16 protein-coding genes and 1 pseudogene are annotated in these 17,076 nt (G+C 67.9%); 2 read left to right on the top strand and 15 right to left on the bottom strand.

The features are described 5' to 3' along the window. Positions 1–6 precede the first annotated feature (6 nt). The 15 genes from lepB to ftsY all read right to left on the bottom strand — a co-directional run bounded on the left by lepB (position 7) and on the right by ftsY (position 15,585). Positions 7–990, bottom strand: coding sequence for a signal peptidase I (gene lepB / locus DFQ14_RS18705; RefSeq protein ID WP_114454611.1), 984 nt, complete (start codon positions 988–990; stop codon positions 7–9). Between the two features lie 343 nt (positions 991–1,333). Next, positions 1,334–1,693 (bottom strand): 50S ribosomal protein L19, encoded by a 360-nt coding sequence (gene rplS, locus DFQ14_RS18710; RefSeq protein WP_114454612.1) that lies wholly within the window; start codon positions 1,691–1,693, stop codon positions 1,334–1,336. Positions 1,694–2,023: 330 nt separating this feature from the next. Next, positions 2,024–2,812 carry a tRNA (guanosine(37)-N1)-methyltransferase TrmD gene (gene trmD / locus DFQ14_RS18715; protein WP_114454613.1) on the bottom strand — a complete coding sequence of 263 codons (789 nt, stop codon included), beginning with the start codon at positions 2,810–2,812 and terminating at the stop codon, positions 2,024–2,026. 67 nt (positions 2,813–2,879) lie between these two features. Continuing rightward, positions 2,880–3,428, bottom strand: coding sequence for a ribosome maturation factor RimM (gene rimM, locus DFQ14_RS18720; RefSeq protein ID WP_114454614.1), 549 nt, complete (start codon positions 3,426–3,428; stop codon positions 2,880–2,882). An 8-nt stretch (positions 3,429–3,436) separates the two neighbouring features. Next, positions 3,437–3,676 (bottom strand): RNA-binding protein, encoded by a 240-nt coding sequence (locus DFQ14_RS18725; RefSeq protein WP_114454615.1) that lies wholly within the window; start codon positions 3,674–3,676, stop codon positions 3,437–3,439. Beyond that, positions 3,673–4,152 carry a 30S ribosomal protein S16 gene (gene rpsP / locus DFQ14_RS18730; protein ID WP_114454616.1) on the bottom strand — a complete coding sequence of 160 codons (480 nt, stop codon included), beginning with the start codon at positions 4,150–4,152 and terminating at the stop codon, positions 3,673–3,675. The genes DFQ14_RS18725 and rpsP overlap by 4 nt, the downstream gene beginning before the upstream one ends. Before the next feature lie 176 nt (positions 4,153–4,328). After that, positions 4,329–5,129, bottom strand: a complete 801-nt coding sequence (locus tag DFQ14_RS18735; protein ID WP_179951618.1) for a CPBP family intramembrane glutamic endopeptidase — start codon at positions 5,127–5,129, stop codon at positions 4,329–4,331. Positions 5,130–5,255: 126 nt separating this feature from the next. Next, positions 5,256–6,221, bottom strand: coding sequence for a CPBP family intramembrane glutamic endopeptidase (locus tag DFQ14_RS18740; protein WP_114454617.1), 966 nt, complete (start codon positions 6,219–6,221; stop codon positions 5,256–5,258). 57 nt (positions 6,222–6,278) lie between these two features. Further along, on the bottom strand, positions 6,279–7,361 hold the full coding sequence (locus DFQ14_RS18745; protein ID WP_218956406.1) for a metal-dependent hydrolase family protein: 1,083 nt from the start codon (positions 7,359–7,361) through the stop codon (positions 6,279–6,281). 5 nt (positions 7,362–7,366) lie between these two features. Beyond that, on the bottom strand, positions 7,367–8,911 hold the full coding sequence (gene ffh, locus DFQ14_RS18750; RefSeq protein ID WP_114454618.1) for a signal recognition particle protein: 1,545 nt from the start codon (positions 8,909–8,911) through the stop codon (positions 7,367–7,369). Between the two features lie 144 nt (positions 8,912–9,055). Further along, on the bottom strand, positions 9,056–10,798 hold the full coding sequence (locus DFQ14_RS18755; protein ID WP_114454619.1) for a DEAD/DEAH box helicase: 1,743 nt from the start codon (positions 10,796–10,798) through the stop codon (positions 9,056–9,058). A gap of 290 nt (positions 10,799–11,088) precedes the next feature. Continuing rightward, positions 11,089–11,700 carry an AAA family ATPase gene (locus DFQ14_RS18760; protein ID WP_246195499.1) on the bottom strand — a complete coding sequence of 204 codons (612 nt, stop codon included), beginning with the start codon at positions 11,698–11,700 and terminating at the stop codon, positions 11,089–11,091. Between the two features lie 352 nt (positions 11,701–12,052). Further along, entirely contained in the window at positions 12,053–12,391 is a 339-nt protein-coding gene (locus DFQ14_RS18765; RefSeq protein WP_114454620.1) for a P-II family nitrogen regulator, read from the bottom strand. Continuing rightward, positions 12,388–13,728 carry an ammonium transporter gene (locus DFQ14_RS18770; RefSeq protein ID WP_114454621.1) on the bottom strand — a complete coding sequence of 447 codons (1,341 nt, stop codon included), beginning with the start codon at positions 13,726–13,728 and terminating at the stop codon, positions 12,388–12,390. Before DFQ14_RS18770 ends, DFQ14_RS18765 begins: the two co-directional genes overlap by 4 nt. A gap of 189 nt (positions 13,729–13,917) precedes the next feature. Continuing rightward, positions 13,918–15,585, bottom strand: a complete 1,668-nt coding sequence (ftsY, locus tag DFQ14_RS18775) for a signal recognition particle-docking protein FtsY (RefSeq protein WP_114454622.1) — start codon at positions 15,583–15,585, stop codon at positions 13,918–13,920. A gap of 64 nt (positions 15,586–15,649) precedes the next feature. Here ftsY and DFQ14_RS18780 point away from each other — a divergent pair, with 64 nt between their 5' ends. Both DFQ14_RS18780 and DFQ14_RS22455 read left to right on the top strand, forming a co-directional pair. After that, positions 15,650–16,945 carry an anhydro-N-acetylmuramic acid kinase gene (locus tag DFQ14_RS18780; protein ID WP_114454623.1) on the top strand — a complete coding sequence of 432 codons (1,296 nt, stop codon included), beginning with the start codon at positions 15,650–15,652 and terminating at the stop codon, positions 16,943–16,945. Further along, positions 16,921–17,076: pseudogene (locus tag DFQ14_RS22455) on the top strand (sodium:solute symporter); the annotation flags it as partial. The gene DFQ14_RS18780 and the pseudogene DFQ14_RS22455, both read left to right, overlap by 25 nt.

The following is a 17,076-nucleotide window of genomic DNA, read 5'->3' on the forward strand; positions in this document are numbered from 1 at the left end:
TCGCCCTCACGGCCAGTAATACTCCCGTGCCCCACGGCGGGGAGCAAGGGTGTTCCGGCGCCATCCTGCCCACAGCACGGGCAGGGTGACGGCGAGTCCGGTTCCCGCGGGCAACCCGCTATGCCGGTCGGAGGAAACGCCCAGGGCCATGGTCTGCGGATTGGGCTCCGGAATGCTCTGCCAACGGGTGGGCGGCAGCACGATGAACTGGGCCTTGCCGATCACGTTCTGCACCGGAACAGCCCCTCGGACACCACCACCGCCCTGAACCCGGGAGTCGGCGGAGTCGTTGCGGTTGTCCCCCATGACCCACAGATGATTCGCAGGCACCGTCACCGGCCCGAATTCCTGCTGTTTCCTTCCCCGGCCGGGTTCCCAGTAGACGTAGGGCTCGTCCAGCGGCTCACCGTTCACCGTGACCTGGTTGCGCGGGGTACAGCACGCCACGGTCTGTCCCTCGGTGGCGATGACCCGCTTGACGAAATCCTTTTCGTTCGGCGCGGGAAAACCGAGCAACGAGCCCACATTCCCGAAGAACCGTGCGACCGGATTCGTGGCCTCCGGTGTCTCGAACTCGTTTTGCATCCAGGTGTCCGGACCACGGAACACCACCACATCACCCGGCTCCGGCTCGCCGAACCGGTAACTGATCTTGTCCACGAGGATCCGGTCGTTATTGCATCCGGAACACCCGTGCAACGTTTGCTCCATCGACTGCGACGGGATGACGTACACACGAGCCACGAAAGCCTGGATCAGGATCGTCAGCACAAGAGCGGTTCCGATCAGAATCGGCAGCTCCCGCCAGAAAGAACCCTTCTTGCTCTTTTTCTTGCCACGGCGCGGCCCCGACAACGCGGAAGAAGCCCCGGAAGCATTCTCCGTGCCGGAGCCGTACTCCGCACCTCCCTCGCCCCGCGGATACCCCGCTCGACGCTCTTCTTCCGGTGGTTCTTCCCCTGATCCCGGGGAGCGCATGACGTCGGCCACCCCGCCAGGCTACTGGACATTCGAGCCCGCTCACCGGGTCCCCCGGACGAGCACACGCACCATCCACGACGGGAAGCCGCCCTCCCGGAAAACATCGGCAAGACGGTGACGTGCACTTTCGGTGACGGATCCGTTCACAGGGCCACCGACGCAGCATGTCGGGAACCGGGAGAGCGGCACACCCGGCACTCGTCCGTACCGCATACATCACTCGAAGGTGCGATACAGCACCGAGCAAGGCAGCATCGAGCAAGACAAAGCGACCCGGGCCGTACCCGGGTCGCTTCACGATCATGCTGCCGTCGGTCCCGTACTCGCCGGACGACTACGGGGCGGCGCCGCTTCAGGATGCCTTGGCCGGCTCCCGCTTCTCCTTGATCTTGGCCGCCTTGCCGCGCAGGTTACGCAGGTAGTACAGCTTCGCCCGGCGCACATCACCGCGAGCAGCGACCTCGATCTTGGCGATGTTCGGGCTGTGCACGGGGAAGGTACGCTCCACACCGACACCGAAGGACACCTTGCGCACGGTGAAGGTCTCCCGGATGCCATCGCCCTGCCGGCGAATGACCGCGCCCTGGAAAACCTGGATGCGCTCACGCGAACCCTCGATGACGCGGACGTGGACCTTCAGCGTGTCGCCAGGCCGGAAGCTGGGGATGTCGGAACGCAGCGACTGGGCGTCCAGAGCGTCCAGAGTGTTCATCGGTGGTCCGTCCTCATCCGTGTCGTTTGAGCCATTCACTCGGAACAGTGATTTCCGTCCCGGTGAGCCGCGACCTCGTGGTGCGGCATCGACCCGCCCAGCACACGTTTCTCCGCGCATACCGAGCCGGTCTTCCTGTGGCAGCCGTACCGGACATCATGGTTCCGGCCAGGTAGCCCGCAAGCCTCCCGTCGCCCTCGCGTTCGAAGGGAGGCTTCTGCCGAAGCAGAAAGGCAAGGCACCGCCCAGCCGGTTCGTCACCAGTATCGGCGCTTTCCTTCGGATCAAATCCTATCAGGCGGTCACCAAAGGACGTGCGGACGGTCCGGTTCATCCTCCGCGGGAGCCGTCCTGCTCCTCGTCATCGCCTTCCTGCGTGCGCAGCCCGTCCAGGTGCGCACGATCCCGGGAACCCAAGGATTCCCCGGGCATCGCATCGAGCAGATCACGACGCCGCTCATACGTCCGCTCCAGAGCCTGGTCACGGCGCCACCGAGCGATGGCCGCGTGATCTCCCGAACGCAGCACCTCCGGCACCGACAAGTCCCGCCATGTTTCGGGACGCGTGTAGCACGGCCCCTCGAGCAGCCCGTCGGAGAAGGAGTCCTGCTCGGCCGATGCCGGATTCCCGAGCACACCGGGCAACAGCCGTGCCACCGCCTCGATCATGGCCAGGGTGGCGACCTCGCCACCGACCAGGACGTAGTCACCGATGGAGACCTCCTCCACCGGCATCCGCCGGGCGGCGTCGGCGATCACCCGCTGATCGATCCCCTCGTAGCGGCCACAGGCAACGACCAGCCACGGTTCTCGAGACCAGCGAACCGCGGTGTGCTGGGTGAACGGTTTTCCGGCCGGGGTGGGCACCACCAACCGGGGCGGCCGACCGGATGTGGCACACACCTCATCCAGTGCCTCCCCCCACACCTGGGGCTTCATCACCATGCCGGGACCGCCGCCGTAGGGGCTGTCGTCCACCGAGCGATGGACGTCGTGCGTCCAGTCCCGAAGATCGTGGACACCGACGGAGATCCTCTCCCGCTCGATCGCCTTGCCCAGCAGTGCCTCACGGAGCGGAGTCAGATACTCGGGAAAGATCGTGATGACGTCGATTCTCATCGGTATCCTTCCGACATCGTGCCGGCGGGTCCACCCGGCACCGGAGCGATCGAGCACCCGGACGAGGTCACACCTCGCCGAGCAAACCTTCCGGTGGGTCGAGGAGTACTCGCCCCTGCTCCACATCGACCTCGGGCACGATGTCGGACACGAACGGGACCAGGGACTCGCGGCCGTCCGGGCTGCTCACCTGCAGCAACTCTCCGGCCGGGGTGTGTACGACCTCCTGGACCACACCTACTTCTTCCCCCGTGACCAGGACAGCTCGCAGGCCCTCCAGCTCACGGTCGTGGAATTCATCGGGATCGTCGCCGGACTCGAAGTCATCAGCCGACACGGTCAGGAGAACACCACGGAGCTCCTCAGCCGCCGCGCGGCTGTCGACTTCCTCCGCACGCACCAGCAGCCGCCCGGCATGCGGCCGGGCGGCTGAGAGCACGAGCTCCTCTGGGAGCCGGGAACGTGCGGCTCGCTGCCGCCGGACACCGAGCACGGCACCGGGTCGGAATCGTTGCTCGGGGCTGTCCGTGCGGACTTCGACAACGAGTTCCCCCTGCACGCCGTGCGGCTTGACGACTCGCCCGACGACGAGCCGCCGCGGTTCCTGGTCGGTCATGGGCGCGCTCAGCGATCGGTGTCGATCACGTCCACCCGGATGCCTCGACCACCGACTCCCGAGATCACAGTCCGCAGCGCCGTCGCGGTGCGCCCGCTCCGACCGATGACCTTGCCCAGGTCATCGGGATTGACGTGCACCTCCAACGTGCGACCACGTCGAGTGCTGATCGACTGGACGCGGACCTCGTCCGGGTTGTCGACAATGCCGCGCACCAGATGTTCGAGCGCATCCGTGAGGACGGTCACTCCTGGCCTTCCTCGGGCTTCGACTCGCCGCCCTCGGCGTCGGCAGAGGCCTCGTCACCCTCGGAGCGGGCGGAGTCGGCCTTCTTGCCGCTCCCCTTCTTCTTCGGGGTGGTGGCCTCCACACCCGTTTCCTCTTCAGCGGCGGCCAGCGCGGCCTGGAATCGCTCCTGCTTGGAAGTCTTGGGGGCGGCGACGTTCTTGTGTCCCTCGGCGCCGGGAAGCCCCTTGAACTTCTGCCAGTCGCCGGTCACCTCGAGAAGGCCCTGCACGGGCTCGGTGGGCTGGGCGCCGACGCCCAGCCAGTACTGCACCCGCTCGGACTTGACCTCGATGTGGCTCGGCTGCTCCTTCGGGTGGTACTGCCCGATCTCCTCGATCACTCGACCGTTGCGGCGAGTGCGGGAATCGGCGACGACGACGCGGTAGTGCGGTTCGCGGATCTTTCCGATGCGCGCCAGCTTGATCTTGACAGCCACGGGTGGTGGTGCTCCTCAGACTCTCGTTCGGGATCGGTTGAGCATGCCACACCGCATGGGGCGACGGCATGGAAGCTCTTACATCGACAGCCGCGGAACGGTGAGAGGGCCCGCTCACGGCGAACAATTCTTCATTGTGCCAGACGCGCATGTCGCTACGGCAACGGAGCCCCGACTCAGGCGGGCAGCAGGCCCAGCGACATGAGAAGCAGTCCCAGCGCGGGCAGGAAATTGTTCACCTGATGCGCCACGACACTGGCGGTCAACCTGCCGGTGAGGAAGCGGGCCAATCCGATCGGGATCGCGATCACCAGCAGGAGCACGGTCCGCGCGGGCTCGAGATGGCCGATCGCGAAGATCGCGGTGGTCAGGATGAAGATGGTCACTCGACTCCAGCGCAGCCGTTCCATCGCTCCCCAGAGCAGGCCGCGGTACAGCAACTCCTCGCACAGCGGGGCCACCAGCCACACGTGCAGAAAGATCACCACCGCCAGCACGGGAGGTAATCGAACTCCCTCCAGCAGGCTTCCAACCGCCGAATCGGCTTGCTCCGGACCCACCCACCGCGCCCAGAGCGTCGATGCGATCGCAGTGAGCACAAGGCCTGCCACACCGATGCCCAGTCCCGTGGTCACGTCCGATCTGCGCCACTGCAGACCGAAGTCCCGGCGCGGACCGTGCCCGCGTACGAGGGTGGCGACCACCGCGACCATTCCGGCCAGCACGGTCGGCAGCATCAGCATCAGAATCAGCGCGATTCCCAGCCGACGACCTCCACCGTCGAGAGGTCCGAAAGTGGCTGCCAGCGCGACCGAAACCAGCACGAAAACGGCTTCGGCCAGGAAGAAGGCACCGAAGCCCCACTTGTGGACGGTATTCGCCGTGGCCGTGGCTCGTCCGGACCCGGACCCGGACCCGGTGACGACCTCCGGCAATCGCGAGTCGCCGGATGGTTCGGGTGACTGCGGTGCACTCACAGGGCCTCCATCCGACCGGGCGTCGACTTTCCGGGCGCTCCAGCATGCGGTTGCCCGCCTCGACCATGCCGGGAAACGTCAGGCTACCTGCGCCCGTACCGGACAAACACCCGCATATCGCCGCGGTCAGCCCGCGGCCAGAAGCAATACCAGCGCCGGGAGGAAGTTGTTCGTGGCATGGGCGATCATGCTGGCGCTCACCCGTCCCGTCAGCATCCGCGCGAAACCGATCACGATCCCGCCGACGAACAGGATCGGCAGCCGCCAGGACTCCTGATGCATGAACGCGAAGAACAGCGCCGTCAGCACCAGAATGGCGTAACGAGGTATCCGATAGTGCTCGAGTGCGCCCCACAGCGCCCCGCGCATGAGCAGTTCCTCGGTGAAGGGGGCACCGAGAAACGCGAACAGCGCGAAGAGGAACAGCCACACGGTCCGTTCGCCGCCGACGAGTTCGCTGATCCCGGCGGTCGGCGGGGGCGGCCCGGAGATGCTGATCAGCACCAGGCCCAACAACCACGACGTGAGCAGGGCGACGGCCCCGCAGGCCAGACCGACCTTGACGTCCCGCAGCTTGGGCACGATACCGAAGTCCGACCGCAGGCCGTGGCCACGACGCCAGGAGTAGACGGCGGGAACGAGACCGAGCAGTACGTTCGGGGCGAAGGCCAGCAACAGCAGTGGCCCCGGGTCCGGGGGATTCGCCGGGTCGAATCCCGACACGTGCGCCGAGAGCACGCCCCCGAAGACCAGTGCGAGCAGGTAGTAGCCCCCGTAGCCGAGAAAGAAGGCCGCGAATCCCCACGCGAGGCTTCCCCGTCGAGCGGCCTCGAGCTGCGCTTCCCAGTAGCGGGGGTGCAGATTCGGGTCCCGGGTGTCCTCCGCCCGGCGCATGGGGGTGCCGTAGCTCAGCCACGAGGGCTGCGAGGAGGGCGGAGACGAGTGCGGGCTCGCCTCGCCCGGCTGCGACGAGGAACGAGCGGATCGAGAACTTTCCTCGGTTCCCGGATCCGCCGAAGGATCCCCGGGCAGGCGTGCCGTCGGAAAGCCCGGCTCCTCGTCGCGAGGTTCCTCGTCCGGTGGCCGGTTCACAAGCGCCTCCGTTCAGCGATCCGCTGTTCAGGTAGCCTCAACGGAGCCACCGTCGAGTCAGGCCACGACCCTTCCTCGCAGGAGGATGCGCCGTGGATGGCGCATCGAGGCCAGATCCTTGCGCGGATCGGAGTCGTAGCACACCACATCGGCCATACCACCATGGCGCAGGCCGGACCAGCCGAGCCACTCGCGCGCCGACCACGACGCCGCCCCCAGTGCCTGCTCGGCCGACATGCCGACGCGGTTCAGGGCCATGATCTCGTCGACGAGCTGTCCGTGCTCGATACCGCCCCCCGCATCGGTTCCCGCATACACCGGCACGCCCGCTTCGACGGCCTTCGCCACGGTGCGGTCGCTCTCCCGGTACAGGTGCTCCATGTGCGCGGCGTAGTTCGGATATTTCGAGGCCGACGCGGCGAACGAGGGGAAGTTCTCGACATTGACGAGTGTGGGCACCAGCACGGTCCCCTGCCGCGCCATCTGCTCGATGGTCTCGTCGGTCAGCCCGGTGCCGTGCTCGATGCAGTCGATACCCGCTGCGAGCAGACCGGGAAGAGCGTCCTCGGCGAACACGTGTGCGGTGACCCGCGCGCCACGTTCGTGCGCCACCGCCACGGCCTCCGCGAGAACCTCGTCGCTCCACAGCGGGGCGAGATCACCGACCGAACGATCGATCCAGTCACCGACGAGCTTGATCCAGCCGTCCCCGTACTCGGCCTGTTCGGCCACGGCCGCAGGCAGGTACGACTGATCCTCGAGCTCGTCGGCCAGGTGCGGAATGTAGCGCTTGGAACGCGCCAGGTGGCGGCCTGCACGAATGATCCTCGGCAGGTCGGGACGCTCCTGCAGTGACCGGGTGTCGACCGGTGCACCGCAGTCGCGGATCAGCAGTGTCCCGGCATCGCGGTCGGTCTCGGCCTGCGTCACCGCCTCGTCCAGGTCCACCGGCCCCTTCGGGCCGATGCCGACATGGCAGTGCGCGTCGACCAGCCCGGGCAGCAGGTAGCCGCCGTCGAACACCGTCGAGGCACCGGGGACCGGTTCGAGGCTGACCACCCCGTCGCGGATCCACACGTCGCGGTGCTCCCCCTCGGGAAGCACCACCCCTCGGAGATGAAGGGCCGTCTCGTCCGACACGGCACTCACTTCTTCTTTTTCTTGCCGAAGTCGAGTTTCGACGGATCGAATCCGGGAGGTAGCTCGTTGAGGCTTCCCTGCAGCTGGGAGGGATCCGGGGTGTTCCCACCGCCGGGCATGCCCCCCGGGGGCATGCCGGGAAGGCCGGCAGGCATCCCCTTCGACGGAGTCGGCCCCTTGTTCTTGCCCTTCTTGCCCTTCTTGCCCTTCTTGTCCTTCTTGCGGCTGCCGCCGCCACCGCCACCGCCGAACTGGCCCGCCATCTGCTGCATCATCTTGCGGGCTTCGAAGAAGCGGCTGACCAGATCGTTGATATCGCTGATCCGGACACCGGAACCGTTGGCGATGCGCTGGCGGCGCGAGGCATTGATGATTTTCGGATCGGCTCGCTCCGCCGGGGTCATGCCCCGGATGATGGCCTGTACCCGATCCAGGTGGGCCTCGTCGAAGTTGGCGAGCTGGTCCTTCATCTGGTTGGCCCCGGGCAGCATGCCGATCAGGTTCTGCAGCGGGCCCATCCGCCGCACCGCCTGCATCTGCTCCAGGAAGTCCTCCAGGGTGAGCTCGCCGGTGCCGAGCTTCTGCGCGGCCTGCTCGGCCTGGTTCTCGTCGAAGGCCTGTTCGGCCTGTTCGATCAGGGTGAGCACATCACCCATGCCCAGGATCCGGCTGGCCATCCGGTCCGGGTGGAATACGTCGAAGTCCTCCAACTTCTCACCGTTGGAGGCGAACATGATCGGCTGGCCGGTGACGTGCCGCACCGACAGTGCGGCACCACCGCGCGCGTCACCATCGAGCTTGGTCAGCACCACACCACTGAAGCCGACACCGTCGCGGAAAGCCTCCGCCGTGCTCACGGCGTCCTGACCGATCATGGCGTCCACGACGAACAGGGTTTCGTCGGGCGTGACGGCGTCACGAATGTCGGAAGCCTGCTGCATCATCTCCTCGTCGACACCCAGGCGACCGGCCGTGTCGATCAGGACGATGCTGTGCTGTGAGCGCTGGGCCTCTTCGATGCTCCGGCGGGCCACGTCCACCGGGTCCCCGACTCCGTTGCCGGGCTCGGGGGCGAACACCGACACCCCGGCGCGCTCACCCACCACCTGCAGCTGGGTAACGGCATTGGGACGTTGCAGGTCACAGGCCGCCAGCATCGGGGTCTGGCCCTGGTCCGCGAACCACCGGGCCAGCTTCCCGGCCAGTGTGGTCTTACCGGAACCCTGCAAGCCCGCGAGCAGGACGACCGTGGGCGGGTTCTTGGCGTACTGCAGCCTGCGGGTCTCGCCGCCGAGGATGCCGACCAGTTCCTCGTTGACGATCTTGATGACCTGTTGGGCCGGGTTCAGGGCCTGCGAAACTTCGGCTCCCTTGGCCCGCTCCTTGATCCCCGCGATGAAGCTGCGCACCACGGGAAGCGCCACGTCGGCTTCCAGCAGGGCAATGCGAATCTCCCGCGCAGTGGCGTCGATATCGGCATCGGACAGGCGCCCCTTGCCGCGCAGGTTCTTCAGGACCGCGGTGAGCCGGTCGGAAAGAGTGTCGAACACGGGTTCACGGACTCCAGAGTCGTGGATGTGCCACTACGAGGGTACCCGGGCGGTGCCGCGTCCCGGCGGGGACGCGGTGATTCACCCAACCACTACCCGGCAGGATGCGCGCGGTCCCCTTTCCACGAAAGGGGACCCGCGGACTCAGCTGTGTTCGCGAGCGGGCCGCTTGCTCGCTCCCGAACGCACGCCACCGGACGAGCGTTGCCCCTTGCGAGGTCCCTTGAACTTGTCCCGGCCGGGTTTGCGCGGGCGCCCGTTGCCGCTGCGGTCCAGCACTTCGTCGCCGGCACGACGAATCCGCAGTCCGCGGCCGGCGACCTGCGTCTTACCCAGCTTGCGCAGCAAGTCGTCGGGCAACTCGGCGGGAAGTTCCACCAGGGTGTGCTCGGCGCGGATGTCGATGTGCCCGATACGCTTGCTCGGTACGCCGCCCTCGTTGGCCAGCGCTCCGACCAGGGCGCTCGGTGTCACCCGATTGCGCCGACCAACCTCGACGCGGAACACCGCGGTCTCGTCGCCGGAAATCTCGAACGCCTGCGCCTTGCCGGATCGCTTCGAATTCTCGGTCGGTTCGGGTTCCGGCTCCAGCAACAGCGGTCGATCACCCTGCACCATGCTCGCGAGCGCGGCCGCGATCTCGGCGGCAGGCACATCGTGGGTGCGCTCGTATTCCTGCACCAGGTCCTGGAAGAGGGAGAGCTCCCCGTTCGCGAGGGTGTCGGTAATGCTCTGGGCGAACCGGGCGAGGCGCTGATCGTTGACGGCCTCGACGCTCGGCAGTTCCATCTGGCTGATCGACTGGCGGGTGGCTTTCTCGATCGAGCGCAGCATGTGCCGCTCGCGCGGGGACACGAACAGGATCGCCTCCCCACTGCGCCCCGCCCGGCCGGTACGGCCGATGCGATGGACGTAGGACTCGCTGTCGTGGGGAATGTCGTAGTTGAGCACGTGGGAGATGCGCTCGACGTCCAATCCGCGTGCGGCCACATCAGTGGCCACCAGGATGTCGATCCGGCCCTCGCGCAAATGACCGATGGTGCGTTCCCGCTGTGCCTGGGCGATATCGCCGTTGATGGCGGCCGCACTGAACCCACGTGCCTGCAGCTTCTCGGTGAGTTCCTCGGTGAGCTGCTTGGTCCGCACGAACACGATCATCGCGTCGAACGACTCGACTTCCAGGATCCGGGTCAGCGCATCGAGTTTGTGCACGCCCCGGACCGGCCAGTAACGCTGATTGATGTTGGTGGCCGTGGCGGTGGAGCTCTTGACCGAAACCTCGACCGGGTTGTGGAGGTAGGACTGGCTGATCGAACGGATCGCCTTGGGCATGGTCGCGGAGAACAGCGCAACCTGCCTGCTTTCCGGGACCGCCTGCAGGATCTTCTCCACGTCCTCGATGAAGCCCATCCGCAGCATCTCGTCGGCCTCGTCGAGCACCACGTTGGTCAGCCCCGACAGATCGAGCGAGCCGCGTTCCAGATGGTCGATCAGGCGCCCGGGGGTACCGACCACCACGTGGGGCCCCCGCCGCAGCCCACTGAGCTGAGGCCCGTAGCTCTGCCCACCGTAGATGGGCAGCACGTGAAAGCCGGGCAGGTTGGCGGCATAACGCTGGAACGCCTCGGCCACCTGGATGGCCAGTTCCCGGGTCGGCGCCAGGATCAACGCCTGCGGCTTCTTCGCGTCGAGATCGATCCGGGACAGGATGGGCAACGCGAAAGCGGCGGTCTTGCCGGTGCCGGTCTGCGCCTGCCCCGTCACATCGCGGCCGGCGAGCAAGGAGGGGATGGTTTCGGCCTGGATCGGCGAAGGGGTCTCGTAGCCGAGGTCGGAGACGACCTTGCGAACGCGGTCGTCGAGGTCGAGATCATCGAATGTGGACATACTGGGTGTGTGGTCTCCTCGTGGTCACAGAGGCTAAGGAATGCGATGACGGCCCTGTACCAACGTCCACCAGCGGGACCGGCAACAGTCAGGTCCGAATGCAGCACCGCCGTACGGGCGTCTCGCTGCTTGCGCATGTCGGGCCGCGCATACCTGCAACGCACACACTGTTGCCAGTCAGTCGCAGCTCGATCTCAGCCAACCGTACCGGACCTTTCCGGCACGCGATCACCCACAATAACCGCCGAACACCTCCGGCGACGAACCCACCCGGGTGAACGCGACACAGGTCACTGAACCACCGTCAGCCGGAGCCCTTCCGCCAGCTCGGCTCGCGTGAACACCCGTGCCGCGTACCAGCCGCGTGGCAGCCGCCCCGTCCGCAGCATTTCGCGGAGGCGCTCGGCGCGTTCGACGTGGCGGGCGAAGGAGCGGGCCCCGACCAGGCGCCCGCGCTCGCGTTGACCGCTGAGCGCTTCGAAAGTCCCGGCATGGACCCACACCAGGAGCCTCCGACGCCGGGTGAGCCGGGCGAGCACGATCAGCATCGCCCGCGTCGTCGGCCGCGTCGAGGGCTCGTGCGCCACCACGGGACCGGGGGCGCTCACACAGTGCCAGGCGATGCGGAGCCGGTGCACGAGATGCACCACCGCCCGATACCGGCGATACGGGAGGCGAGCGGGCAGCACGGCACCCAGGACCCGATGCACCTGTTCGGGGTCGAGCACCGGCACGGGCGCCGTCGCCACCGTTTTTCCCAGCAGAGTGCTCTTGCCCGCACCGGGAAGACCGGCGAGGACGACGAGATCACGCCGGCCGATCCGCACGTCGGGCGGCGGAAGTGTCTCTGGTGCGGGCATCAGCCGGTCCGGAATCTCCACGTCGAGGTTCAGAGTACGCACCGTGATCACAGCCGGGGGACCGGCCCGTGTCACCGCCGCCGTGCCGCAGGGTGGCCCGGATCCCACCGGGCCACCCGTGGCGACCCCCTGGCGCGCTCCGCCACCGCCGGCCTTGCCCGCCCGACCCCCAGCACGGGCGGGCAACACCCCCTGCCGGCTTCGCTCCCCGCGTTACGGCCACGAGTCTGCCGCCCCGGGGCTGCCGGCGAGGACCGCGAACTCCCCGAATCCCTCTGCGTAGTGTTACGCAGATCGGGGTGTGGCGGCGCGCACGACCACGCGGGCACGAGCCGTGCTCGTGCCCGCATGGTGCCCGGCCTTTGCGAACGGGCCGATCCGATCTCCCGACTTCCTAGAGGGCCTCGTTGTCCCGCTGCCCGGTACGCACCCGGACCACGGTGTCCACGGGGGTGACCCAGACCTTGCCGTCTCCCACTCGACCACTGCGCGCGGCGGCGACGATGCCGTCCACCACCTTGTCCGCCATGGCGTCATCGGTCAGGACCTCGACCCGGATCTTGTCGATGAAGTCCATCGCGTACTCGGCGCCCCGGTATATCTCCTTGTGGCCCTTCTGGCGCCCGTAGCCCTGCGCTCGACCGACCGTCATGCCCAGCACGCCGAGCCCCTCGAGAGCCTCCTTGAGACTTGCCAGCCGGGACGGTTGCACAATCGCGGTCACCTGCTTCATGTGTTGCTGCCCTCCAACTCGCGTCCGAGACTCGCAGTGCGTGCGGGCGCATCGGTGACACTCCCCCGGCCATCACCGAAGTGGTACCCGCTCTCGGCGTGTTCCGTTTCGTCCACGCCCTCGGCCTCCTCTTCGGGGCTGAGCCGGAACCCGAGGGTCGCCCGGATCGCCCAGGCGATGGCCAGGGAGAGCACGAAGGAGTATGCGAGCACGGCCACTGCCCCGGCCGCCTGCCGCCACAGTTGGTCGAGGCCGCCGCCGTAGAACAGTCCGTCGACTCCTGCCGGAGCGGCGGCGGAGCCGAACACGCCGACCAGCAGCGTGCCGACGAGGCCGCCGACGAGGTGCACGCCGACCACGTCGAGCGAGTCGTCGTAACCGAAGCGGTACTTCAGGCTCACCGCCAGTGCGCAGACGATTCCGGCGATCGCGCCGATCGCGATCGCCCCCAGCGGGGTCACCGACGAGCACGCCGGGGTGATCGCGACCAGTCCCGCGATGATGCCCGAGGCAGCCCCCAGGGTGGTCGCGTGACCGTCCCGCAGACGCTCGGTCAGGATCCATCCGAGCATGGCGGCGCTGGTGGCCACGAGAGTGTTGACGAACACGACTGCGGCGGTACTGCCCGCGGCCAGTGCCGACCCGGCGTTGAACCCGAACCAGCCGAACCACAGCAGCGCCGCTCCGAGCACGACCAGCGGCATGTTGTGCGGCTTACCGGTCTCGCGCGGCCAGCCCGTGCGCTTGCCGAGAACGATCACCAGAGCCAGCGCCGCCGCACCGGCATTGATGTGCACCGCGGTACCACCGGCGAAGTCGATCGCGGCCAGCCGGTTGGCGATCCATCCACCGGGTGCCGTGACGGTGCCCGCGGCATCGGTCTCGTCGAAGGCGAACACCCAGTGCGCGACCGGGAAGTACACCAGCGTGGCCCACAGACCGCCGAACAGCAGCCACGGCCCGAATCGGGCCCGGTCGGCGATCGCCCCCGAAATCAGCGCCACCGTCAGGATGGCGAACATCGCCTGGAAGGCGACGAAGGCCATCGTCGGAACGGTGTCGGAGAGCTGATCGGCACCGAGCAGTTGTCCCAGCCCGAAGAACTCCAGTGGCGCCCCGAGCAGGCCGACGCCCCCGAGATCGGAGCCGAATGCCATCGAGTACCCGTAGAGCACCCACAGCACCCCGACCACGCCGATACTGCCCAGGCTCATCATCAGCATGTTCAGCACGCCCCGCGAGCGCACCATGCCGCCGTAGAAAAACGCCAGTCCCGGGGTCATGAGCATGACCAGAGCCGCGCTCACGAGCACCCACGTGGTGTCACCGGAATCCATGTTGCCTCCCGTACGGTCCGGCCGTGTGACGTCGAATCCGCATCGTCGGCAACCGGTGTTGCGGCGGAATGCGCGAGTTGTTTCCGCCGAATGAATTCCGGGGCTGTCCCGTTACGGCTGTGTCACCACCGCAAGTTCGTCACTGTCCGAAGAACGGGAGGCAACGGGTCGTGGCGCTCTGTCCCGGGGTCACTCCAGCAACGCGTCGACGAAGGCCTCCGGTTCGAAGGGCGCGAGGTGATCGGCACCCTCGCCCAGGCCGACGAGTTTCACCGGTACCCCGAGCTCGCGCTGCACCTGGAAGACGATGCCGCCCTTGGCGGTGCCGTCGAGCTTGGTCAACACGATGCCGGTGACATCGACGACGTCGGAGAACACCCGCGCCTGGGTGAGGCCGTTCTGCCCGGTGGTGGCGTCGAGCACCAGCAGCACCTCGTCCACCTGGGCGCGCTTTTCGACCACGCGTTTGACCTTGCCGAGTTCGTCCATCAACCCGGTCTTGGTGTGCAGGCGGCCTGCGGTGTCGACCAGCACCGCATCCACGCCGGTGTCGCTGCCGCGCTGCACCGCCTCGAAAGCCACGCTGGCGGGGTCGGCACCCTCGTTGCCGCGCACGGCCTCCGCGCCGACGCGTTCGCCCCACGTGGCAAGTTGCTCCACCGCTGCCGCACGGAAGGTGTCGGCGGCACCGAGCAGCACCGTGCGCCCCTCGGCCACCAGCACGCGGGCGAGCTTGCCGGTCGTGGTGGTCTTGCCCGTCCCGTTGACGCCGACGACGAGCACGACCGCGGGCTTGCCGCCGTCGGACGGATCACCGTGCGGCAGCGCCTGCACGGAACGCTGCATGTCGGGCCGCAACGCATCGACCAGGACCTCCCGCAGCAGAGCGCGGACCTGCTCGGGAGTGCGTACCCCGCGGGAGGCGATCTCCGAGCGCAACCGCTCGATGATCTCGGTCGCGGTGGCTGCTCCGAGATCGGCCATGAGCAGCGTGTCCTCGATTTCTTCCCAGGAGTCCTCGTCGAGGTCACCGGCACCCAGCAGCCCGAGCACGCTCTGACCGAAGGTGGAGCGGGACCGGGACAGGCGGCCGCGCAACCGTTCGAGCCGGCCGCTGGTGGGCTCGATCTCCTCCACGGGTGCTTCGGCCGGAGGCGCCGGTTCGGGCGCCTCGGGTTCGGCGGGCGCTTCGGGCTCGGCAGGCGTCGTCTCCAGTTCCACCGGAGTGTCCGGCTCGGCCGGAATCACATCCGGCACCTCCGGAACAACCTCCGCCTCGGCGGGCGCCTCGGGTTCGGCGGGTGCCTCGGGTTCGGCCGTGGGAGCCGCCTGCGACTCGGCAGACCTTTCCGGCTCGGCCGTGGGAGTTTCCGGCTCGGCCGTGGGGGCCCCCGCTGCAGTCGCCGAGGTGCGCCCCTCCTGCTTCGGGATCGTCGGCTGCGATTCGGCTGTCGGCTGTTGGCGTGGCTCTCGCGTTTCCGCCTCGGTCTCGGCGGGCGGAGATGCGGTGGCTTCCGGCCCGGACTTGTCCGGCAACGGGACGTCGACGATGCCCGGCCGCTCACTGTCGCGAGGGACAGCGGCATCGTCACCGACACCGGGCTGGCCCTCCACCTCGGTCCGCTCGCCGGTCGGCGGCTCCGGCGGAGCTGCCGTGCCGGTGCCGCCGCTGGACAGGCTGATCCCGCTGCCGGTGCGATAGCCGCCTCCCCGAGCGGTGCCGGTTTCACCGGTCTGCTCGTCCCGCCGGCGCAGGCTGATTCTCCTGCGCCGGTTCAGCAGTACCCCGACGACCACGAGGATCGCCAGCAACACCAGGGCGACAACGATGATCAAGATCACGTTTGTGGTGGTCACGCACCCATCGTCGCACCTCGAATCGTGTCGATCCGAGCGGACCCATGTGAGCGATTCACCAACAATGTGCACAGAATGCTTGCATTTACCCGATCGGGTGTCCTACACCACACCTGTGACCTCGTGGCGGGTGATAGGACTGCTCTCCGGCACCTCGATGGACGGTGTCGACGTAGCCGCTGCCGATTTCCGGTACGCAGCGGGCACGATCCTGCTGCGTCCTCTCGGACACACCGCGATCGCCTACCCGAACGAGCTCCGGGAGGGTTTGCTCGCCGCTCTCCCGCCCGGCGAGTGCAGCGCCGGGGAGCTGTGCCGACTCGACACCCTGATCGGGCAGTCCTTCGCGGAAGCCGCCCGGTACGGGCTCGACTCCCTCGCAGGCGGGCACGCCGACCTCACGGCCTCGCTCGGGCAAACTCTGTATCACTGGGTCGACAACGGCCGGTCCCGGGGAACCCTGCAACTCGGCCAACCGGCATGGATCGCCGAATCCACCGGCCTTCCGGTCATCGCCGACCTGCGCGCCCGCGACGTCGCGGCCGGAGGTCAGGGCGCACCACTGGCCGGGATGCTCGACGCGCTGTGGCTCGCCACGGAGCGGGCCCGGCCCGACATCGCGCTCAACATCGGAGGGATCGCCAACATCACCGTGGTCGGCGGCGAGGAAATCCTGGCCTACGACACCGGCCCGGGCAACGCGCTGATCGACGCGGCAGCGACCACGGTGACCGGAGGCGCGCGGCAGCAGGACACCAACGGGGAGATCGCCGCACGCGGAACCGTCCGACCCGACGTGCTCGGCACGCTGCTCTCCGACACCTACTTCGGGCTGCGCCCACCGAAATCCACCGGCAAGGAACATTTCAACGGCGAGTACCTGCGTCGTGTCCTCGCCGGTACAGCGGGGATCTCCGATGCCGATCTGCTGGCCACACTGACCGAGCTCACCGCCACGACCATCGCCGACGCCTGCCGTGCACACCGCGCCCGCACGGTCGTCGCCTCCGGAGGAGGCGTCGCCAATCCCGTGCTGATGGCCGCGCTGCGCCGCCTGCTCGACGACTCCGGGATCGAGCTGACCGTCAGTGATGCACTCGGCCTGCCCTCGGACAGCAAGGAGGCCTACCTGACCGCGCTGCTGGGATTCCTCGGATGGAACGGGATGCCGGGCAACGTGCCGAGCACGACCGGCGCTCGCGGGCCACGCATCCTGGGCAGCTTCACTCCCGGCAGCGGTCCGCTGCGTCCGCCGCCGGTCCCCGATCAGCCGGCACGGCGCCTGCGCGTCGTGACCGACGAGCACACCGACGCCCGCAACGAGCAGGAGGCGCCATGCGGATCACCGACCTCGTCGTGATGGGACTGTACCTGCTGGCCATGCCCGCGATGGGGGTGCTGCTCAGCGGCAGGCAGCGCACCACGCGGGACTACTTCCTCGGCAGCAGGAACCTCCCGTGGTGGGCGGTGTGCTTCTCGGTGGTCGCCACC

The organism is Halopolyspora algeriensis (assembly GCF_003337235.1).
GTDB lineage: Bacteria > Actinomycetota > Actinomycetes > Mycobacteriales > Pseudonocardiaceae > Haloactinomyces > Haloactinomyces algeriensis.

Bases quoted from the DNA above. Each gene is read 5' to 3' on its own strand.
- rplS (WP_114454612.1), bottom strand. From the start codon at position 1,693: ATGAACACTCTGGACGCTCTGGACGCCCAGTCGCTGCGTTCCGACATC.
- rimM (WP_114454614.1), bottom strand. From the start codon at position 3,428: ATGACCGACCAGGAACCGCGGCGGCTCGTCGTCGGGCGAGTCGTCAAG.
- DFQ14_RS18770 (WP_114454621.1), bottom strand. From the start codon at position 13,728: ATGGATTCCGGTGACACCACGTGGGTGCTCGTGAGCGCGGCTCTGGTC.
- trmD (WP_114454613.1), bottom strand. From the start codon at position 2,812: ATGAGAATCGACGTCATCACGATCTTTCCCGAGTATCTGACTCCGCTC.
- DFQ14_RS18765 (WP_114454620.1), bottom strand. From the start codon at position 12,391: ATGAAGCAGGTGACCGCGATTGTGCAACCGTCCCGGCTGGCAAGTCTC.
- DFQ14_RS18780 (WP_114454623.1), top strand. From the start codon at position 15,650: ATGTGCACAGAATGCTTGCATTTACCCGATCGGGTGTCCTACACCACA.
- DFQ14_RS18755 (WP_114454619.1), bottom strand. From the start codon at position 10,798: ATGTCCACATTCGATGATCTCGACCTCGACGACCGCGTTCGCAAGGTC.